1 protein-coding gene is annotated in these 665 nt (G+C 62.3%); it reads right to left on the bottom strand.

The annotated features are described in order from the left end of the window. Nucleotides 1–665, bottom strand: a 665-nt coding sequence (locus AC3WT9_RS34625) for an AMP-binding protein (protein WP_492408989.1), incomplete at both ends; no start/stop codon positions are given.

Genomic DNA, 665 nt, shown 5'->3' with positions numbered 1-665 from the left:
TTCACCCGCGACCCCGATCGGCTGCAGCTGCCGGTTGTCACTCACAATGTACAGCTGCGTATTGGCAATCGGCCCCCCGATCGGCACCGCCGCTTCCGCGAAGGTCGGAGCGCTGTCGTAATACGCGACATCGACCGTGGCCTCCGTCGGCCCGTACAGGTTGTGAAGCGTGGCTCCGCTCCCTTCCATGAACTTGTAGAACCCGCTCACATGCTGCGGCTTCAGCGCTTCCCCGCTCGCAAATACCCGGCGCAAGCTCACGAGCTTCTCCGGGCTAAACGCTTGCCCGGCCTGCTCCAGGAAGACGCTCAGCATCGACGGCACAAAATGCATCACCGTGACCCCGTAACGCTCCATCGTTTCGGCCAGCACCGCCGGATCTTTCTCTCCCTGCGGCGGAAGCAGGCAGACCTTCGACCCGGTCATCCCCCACCAGAACAGCTCCCACACCGAAACGTCGAACGTTATCGGCGTCTTCTGCAGAATGACGTCCCCTTCTCCGACCGGGTAGCGGTTCTGCATCCATTGCAGGCGGTTGATGACCGCGCGATGCTCAATCATGACCCCTTTCGGGTTGCCTGTGGTCCCCGAGGTATAGATCACATACGCCAAACGCCGGGAATCCGGCGCAAGCTCCGGATTGGCCTCGGATTGCACCCGCCCTC

It is taken from the genome of Paenibacillus sp. EB106-06-01-XG199, assembly GCF_058791575.1.
This window is presented reverse-complemented; position numbering and strand designations above follow the sequence as displayed.